Source organism: Phaeobacter sp. JH20_02 (genome assembly GCF_048056915.1).
GTDB classification, from domain to species: Bacteria; Pseudomonadota; Alphaproteobacteria; order Rhodobacterales; family Rhodobacteraceae; genus Phaeobacter; species Phaeobacter bryozoorum.
In genome coordinates this window covers 1-6,247 of record NZ_JAYMVP010000002.1, presented here as the reverse complement: position 1 = coordinate 6,247, position 6,247 = coordinate 1, and the positions used below count along the sequence as shown (strand labels likewise).

Sequence of the window (6,247 nt, the reverse complement as noted above, 5' to 3'; positions counted from 1 at the left end):
CTGCAAGCTTCAGAAGATATTCATCCGCCCCTGTTTTCGTCGGTGCGATGTGGGTCGCTACTGACGCCCCTAGGACACGCTCGACACCTTGAGAGTCGGTTTTGAGCATAGCGCGAATTGATGCATCAAACACGACAGTGATCTTATAGCGTTCACCCAATGCCTTGAGAAAAGAAGAAATTCCTCGCAAGCCGATGAACTCCTGCCCCTCGTAGCAGGCATTGTTACCGTCGATCAGGAGGTGCTCAATCTTCCTTTCAGACTTCTGTAGCTCATCGCTAATCCGGCGCTCAAGTTTGGGGATGTTATTCTCAAGGCGTCGAATTTTGCCTTTCCGATCATTGATGACCTGCCCAGGACGACCCGTGCCTAATTCGTCCTCGCATTTTTGATGAACCATCGCCCGCTCATAGCTATTGGATGCGGCAGTAAGCTCTTTATCGTACCGGTTCGCCTTGACGATATCTGCGTTCAGACTGGCCATCTCTGACTTTAGTCGCTCATATTCCTGTATGTGTGGACGAACCTTCATCTCAATCCGTTCGAGGTCAACGCGGGCAGAAGCATGGTCAGTTCGAATGCGTTCAATTTCAGGCCCAAAAGAAGCAAGCTGCATTTCAGCACCTTCGAGACTGAACCTCTCATGCTCAGAGAGAAGCTTTAGCGCGGAGCTTGTATCATCGCGCACTTGTGACAATGCATCCAGATCACTTTTCAGGCGTTTCGTGGTTTCTGAAAGTTCACGATTTAGGCGTGTAACTTTGGCCCGGAGCTGCTTCTGTTCCACTGTAAAGAGCTTCCAGAAAGTCAGCCGACTTGCTTGATGAGCCTGCGTCTCCCGAAGACTATGCTCTAATCTGGCTTTGGCTAACTCCCCTTCCGCAACCCTAAGCGAGATTTCTGATGCCCTGTTTCTAAGCCTGTCGATCTTTGCCTTCTCAATATCAGGAACAAATGACTTATAGCTCTCTATCGCGTTTTCTAGTGAACGACGACTCTTCTCAAGAGCCGTTACTTGGTCAGAGAGCTTGCTTAGTCGAGAGCGACGTAATTGAAGCGGCTCAAGAATATTGTCTGACGCCATTATCATTCTTTCATCGAAAACTATTATCTAATCAGAACAGCCTTACTGTAACCGTTCAGCAATCCACAACTTGATGAGCGATTGCCGCGTCACACCGAGATGCCGAGCCTGCTTGTCCAGGCTTTCGACGACCCACGCCGGGAAATCCACGTTCACGCGCTTGGGCTGGTCGTTGGGCCGGCGCGCCTGGGACCAGTCGATTGCACTGCTCATGTCCTCACCGGCGTCGAACTTCTTGTCAAATTCAGTTGCCTTCATAGTATCCGATCTCCTCTTTTCGGGCGCGGCGCACCGAGATGATCCGCACAGCTTCACCTCGTGGCGTCCAGATGGCCGCCCAGTGCTTGCCCTCAATCTTCCCAATCGACAGGAAGCGCGGTTCATCCTCGGTCTTTGCGGGCGCTTCAAGCATCCACGGGTCCTCCCAAAGGGCCTGTGCCTGATCGAAGTCGATGCCATGCTTCGACAGATTCGAGGCGCTTTTGGCAGGGTCATACTCAAAATCCATGCCTGAATATGGTATAATAACTATCCATTTTCAAGTATGGTTCTGTATGATCACCGCCGCCATCCCGGCTATCCTGCTCGCATGTTAAAGGCAGCAAACCCCACCATCACAAGCTGAACCCATCATCCCTTTCACGGCTGATATCGCGTTCCTGCTCGATGCTGCGTTCTGCCTCCCTGTCGCGCTCCCTGACCTGCTCATGCGCGGCTTCAAGCGTCGAGAAGTCCGCGCCACGCAATGCCTCGGCCAGCCCGTTCAGGGAATGCTCGGCCACCTCCCGCACACGGGCATAGGTCTCGGCAAAACGCTCGCGCAGTCCGGACACAACCTCGCGGACCTGTTCCAGCCGCCCGTAAGCATCGCGCCACAGATCGCCTGCGGTGGTCTGGATGCCGCGCCGCTCCATGCCCCACGCCTTCCAGCCAATGTCCGGCAGGGGATCGCGGTCCAGCTCCACGGCTTCAATCTCCAGCTCGTGCGCGGCCTTGGTGTCGCCCCGCTCAAGCGCCCGTTCCTTGAGGTCCAGCTTTTCTTCCCGCTGTGCCTCAAGGCTGCGGTGGTCGATCTCGCGCCCGACCTCGATCTCGCGCAGATAGGCGTTGGCATGATCGGCCCAGCTCTCGCGCCATTCCTCCAGCAGCTCCTTGCTGTTCCATGATCGGTCTTTGCCCTCAAAGCCGTCTGCGCCGATGGAACGGGTGGTCAGCATGATATGGGCGTGGTGGTTGCGTTCGTCGCCCTCCCTTCCGGGGGCATGCAAAGCCACATCGGCAATCATGCCCCGATCGACAAAGGCGAATTGCACGAAGGACCGCACCAGAGAGGTCCGTTGCGCATCCGTCAGCTCGTGGGGCAGGGCGACCGTCACCTCGCGGGCAAGCTGGGCATCCTTGCGCCGCTCCACCTGCTCGACGGCGTTCCACAACGTGGCCCGGTCCCTCAGGGCTTCGGGTGTGCCGTCAGGGGCGAGGATCTCGGTGTGCAGGACGCCGGTGCGATTGGAGTAATCATGCTCCAAGCCTTGGCGGTGGTCCTCGATGCGCTCGGCTGTCCGGTAGGCGGCAGCGGCAACGGCACTGCGCCCCGTGCTGCGGGAGATCATCTTTGCGGAGAAATGATAGATCGCCATCGGAGCGGGTGAGCCTGTGCGGTTGGTCCAGGGCGTTGCCCTGGTCTGGTGGGGTTTGGGGCGGGCGAAGCGCCGCCCCATGTTGCCGCTTGCGGCAAGGGGGAATGGCGTCGCCTTGGGGTTTACCCCGTTGAGACCTCACACATTGCCTTGGCAATGTATAAGTGAGCACTTAAAGTGTTTCTACCGTAGCACCCAGAACAGGACCTCGCAACTCTGATGCCCCGAACCATCGACCAGCAAATCGCCGAGGCCGAGAACAGGGTCCAGAGGCTCAAGACCAAAAAGCGGACAAAAGACACCCGCCGAAAGATCATCGTCGGCGCGACCATCATCCCTGCGGCCTTCAAAGACAAAAAGCTGGCCCGCTATCTGGTTCGGTTGCTGGAAACCTCACTGACACGGGCGGTGGACAAGCAGGACGCGGAACCCCTGCTGGATGAGCTGCGGAAATTCATCGGAGACGACCAAGCATGAGCAACGATCCCATCAAGACCCTGACCGATACCCTAACCCTGCTGCGGGTCGAAATCGCCGATGTGAAGAAGCGCCAGATCACGGAAGAACGCCTCAAGCACCTGCAAGCCGCACTGGAGGACAACGCGGAAAAAATCGCGGGTGTCCAGAATGCAGCCTCACAAGGTGGCCGGGAAGGCGCATCCCGCCTGGCCCATTCTTTGGATCAGACCGCCCGTGAGATGCGGGGGAAGGTTGATGATGCCGTGCGCAGCCTCTCAGAGGCCCGTAGAGCGGCCTCAGGCACCGTTCTGGCCCGTAGGCGCAACGTCTGGCTCCTGATGGCTTTCTCAGCCCTTATAGGGCTTGCCACGGGCGCTTTGGCTTCCGTGGTAGTGTTCGATTACTACCTGGGCCGCGATTTTGCGGACAGCGTCCAGCTCATGGGGCTGGATTGGGCCTGCACCCGGCAGGATGGCTTCATCGCCGATCAGCAGAACGGGAAGTTCTGCGTGTTCCAGATCAGCGAATAATCCACAGGCAACGCTTAGTGTTAATAGTGTTACCTACGGAGTATGTTACGGGGCCAAAAATCGCCCTTAACTCACTGATACCATAAAAGGAAACTATCCACAGGGTTCCGAAAGGGTCAAACGTGGGTTCCGAAAGGGTCAAATTCTGGTTCCGAAAGGGTCAAACGAAAAATCGCCTTTTGGGGGTTCCTGATGGGTCAAACTTTGCTTCCCGATAGCGCAAACCCCGCGCGGTTCCTGATAGGTCAAATTTAGGGTTCCTGATGGGTCAAATTTCCCGTAGCCTGTGAGCATGCCTTTGCTTCCCGATAGACACCCCCAGAAAGACTTCTTCATCCTCGATATCGCGGATGTTGTCCCTAAGGACGACACTGCCTCGATGGAGCACCCCCTGTTCTCCCTGGCGACCAAGCCGGACATGCGGCATCTGGTTTACCAGAACGGCGAAAACAGGCTGGAAATCGTCCCCTCCGGCCTTGGCCTGCCCACCATCAAGGACAAGGATATTCTGATCTTCTGCATCAGCCAGTTGATGCACATGAAGAACCGGGGCGAGAAGATCGGGAAGCGCGTCCGGTTCAGCGCCCGCGAGCTGTCCATCTCCACAAACCGTCCCATTGGGGGCAACCACTACAAGCGGCTGGAGCAAGCCTTCAAACGGCTACAGGGAACACAGTTCACCACGACGATCCGCACAGGCGGCAAGCGTGAAGTCCGGATTTTCAGCCTCGTGGATGAGGCCGGATTCGTCATGCAGGAAGAAGGGATATGGCGGCTCGATTATTGCGAAGTCGTCCTGTCTGACTGGTTCATGCGGGCGATTGAAGCCAACGATGTTATAACGATCTCGAACGACTATTTCCGCCTGCGCCGCCCTCTGGAACGCCGCCTGTATGAGATCGGCCGCAAGCACTGCGGAGGTCAGCCAAAGTGGCAGATCGGCCTCGCCAAGCTTCAGGAAAAGACCGGGAGCAACGCCCCTCTGAAGAAATTCCGGTTGAACATCCGCCAGATCATCGAGGACGATCACATGCCGTTCTATCGCATGGAGCTGACCCCAGATGACCTAGTGATCTTCCGTCCGCGCTTACCACAGAGCGACCTCACGCCCGAGATTCGATTGCCAGAATGGGCCGAGGAAAAGGCGCGTGGTATCGCCAGGGAGAAGGGCAGGGATTACTACGCCCTCCGCTCTGACTGGTTGGTGTTCGCCAAGAGCGAAGCGGCCAAAGGGAACCCACCGAAGAATGCAGGCGCTGCCTTTGTGGCCTACTGTGGGAAGCAGGAGAGCCTGCGTTAACTTGGGTTAGAGGCACTCCCGAACAGGTTTTCTTGGCATTGCAAGACGCAACGATGTAACCTGTTGCGCAACAGGCGAAAGAAACGGGGCGCAACGGCATGAAATACTCACTATCCGAGGCCGCGAAGGCTACCGGGAAGAACAAGACAACAATCCAGAGAGCCATCAAGAATGGCAAGATTTCAGCGTCTAAGGGTGACAGTGGCTCATATGAAATAGAGCCATCCGAGTTGCATCGCGTTTTCCCGCCGGTCGCTGCGCAACGCGATGCGCAACACAGGCAAAGCAGCGATACGCAACAGAGCAAATCTGCCTCTATCAACAGCGGCTTGGCGCGCGTTCTTGAACTGGAAAAGGAGCTGGCGGTCGCACACGAGAGAGTCAATGGGCTGGAAGCTCACAAGGAGCAGATGGCCGACACAATCAACGATCTACGGAAACGCCTAGACAGCTCCGAAGGGCGCGTGACAGCACTTTTGGCCGACGACAGGCCCAAGCGTAGCTTTCCATTCCGCTTGTTCGGACGGTAGGGCGGCTTCTGATGGGATCAACTCATACTACTGATAGCAAGTTCCGCCTCTTCACGGAGCAACTTATCAACCATCATTCGATAGGATGCCAATGCGCCAAATGAATATCCGTTTTCAACCAGCTTAACAGTTTCACTGATATCATTCCAAACATCTTCAGCTATCCGAGGATTATCAAGAAGAGGGACCAGTCTCGGGGCCACTTGGTAATAATCTTCCACCAAACTGATCCCGTCACTCGTGTTCAGAAGAACATCATCTCGGAATCCGCGGAGCACCTGAAGCTCATGGCAGTCATCAGGCAATCCACGATACTCACACGCTGCAGTCGTCAGATAGCACCCCTTCTTCCCACTAGACTTTCCGCCCTTATCGCGCGACTTTCCAGCATCACCACGCTTAGACCTCCACTGACCGTCTTTGTTTCGAGATCTATTTTTCCCCCGCGTTGGCCCGCTCTTCACAACTGGGCCTTTCGTGTCCTTCGGTGACTTACTCATAAATTTACCTCCTGTGCTAAACTACAAATAACAAAAATTGAAACTTAACAAATACACATCAAATACTTACAGAAATATCCAGATCGTTCGCCATGAACTTTCCATCAGCAATCAGAAACCTGAGCAACCGGCCGGTTTTCACTGCATCATAATCATAATATTCCGCATAACGGTCATTGCTGAGAATGAAGGTGCTCTTGTTTTTTT

9 protein-coding genes are annotated in these 6,247 nt (G+C 55.5%); 4 read left to right on the top strand and 5 right to left on the bottom strand.

Going from position 1 to position 6,247, the window contains the following annotated elements:
- The 4 genes from VWY34_RS01095 to mobQ form a co-directional block, all read right to left on the bottom strand.
- Positions 1-1,084: hypothetical protein (locus VWY34_RS01095; RefSeq protein WP_416558502.1), on the bottom strand; the 1,084-nt coding region annotated here is incomplete at its 3' end.
- A gap of 42 nt (positions 1,085-1,126) precedes the next feature.
- Positions 1,127-1,342: a type II toxin-antitoxin system BrnA family antitoxin gene (gene brnA, locus VWY34_RS01090; RefSeq protein ID WP_416558501.1), complete on the bottom strand. Its 216-nt coding sequence runs from the start codon at positions 1,340-1,342 to the stop codon at positions 1,127-1,129.
- Positions 1,329-1,592, bottom strand: a complete 264-nt coding sequence (locus VWY34_RS01085; protein ID WP_416558500.1) for a BrnT family toxin — start codon at positions 1,590-1,592, stop codon at positions 1,329-1,331. The genes brnA and VWY34_RS01085 overlap by 14 nt, the downstream gene beginning before the upstream one ends.
- Positions 1,593-1,698: 106 nt before the next feature.
- Positions 1,699-2,721, bottom strand: coding sequence for a MobQ family relaxase (gene mobQ / locus VWY34_RS01080; RefSeq protein ID WP_416558499.1), 1,023 nt, complete (start codon positions 2,719-2,721; stop codon positions 1,699-1,701).
- A 219-nt stretch (positions 2,722-2,940) separates the two neighbouring features.
- On the opposite strand from mobQ, the gene VWY34_RS01075 reads away from it, so the two are divergent.
- From VWY34_RS01075 to VWY34_RS01060, 4 genes are all read left to right on the top strand, one after another.
- On the top strand, positions 2,941-3,198 hold the full coding sequence (locus VWY34_RS01075) for a hypothetical protein (RefSeq protein WP_080459127.1): 258 nt from the start codon (positions 2,941-2,943) through the stop codon (positions 3,196-3,198).
- Positions 3,195-3,710, top strand: a complete 516-nt coding sequence (locus VWY34_RS01070) for a hypothetical protein (RefSeq protein ID WP_416558498.1) — start codon at positions 3,195-3,197, stop codon at positions 3,708-3,710. The genes VWY34_RS01075 and VWY34_RS01070 overlap by 4 nt, the downstream gene beginning before the upstream one ends.
- 292 nt (positions 3,711-4,002) lie before the next feature.
- Positions 4,003-5,010 carry a replication initiator protein A gene (locus tag VWY34_RS01065; protein WP_416558497.1) on the top strand — a complete coding sequence of 336 codons (1,008 nt, stop codon included), beginning with the start codon at positions 4,003-4,005 and terminating at the stop codon, positions 5,008-5,010.
- A 98-nt stretch (positions 5,011-5,108) separates the two neighbouring features.
- The gene (locus VWY34_RS01060; RefSeq protein WP_416558496.1) at positions 5,109-5,540 is read left to right on the top strand and encodes a hypothetical protein; all 432 of its coding nucleotides are present in this window, start codon (positions 5,109-5,111) and stop codon (positions 5,538-5,540) included.
- 17 nt (positions 5,541-5,557) lie between these two features.
- Here VWY34_RS01060 and VWY34_RS01055 read toward each other — a convergent pair whose 3' ends face one another.
- Positions 5,558-6,040, bottom strand: coding sequence for a CFI-box-CTERM domain-containing protein (locus VWY34_RS01055; RefSeq protein WP_416558495.1), 483 nt, complete (start codon positions 6,038-6,040; stop codon positions 5,558-5,560).
- Between the last annotated feature and the right edge of the window lie 207 nt (positions 6,041-6,247).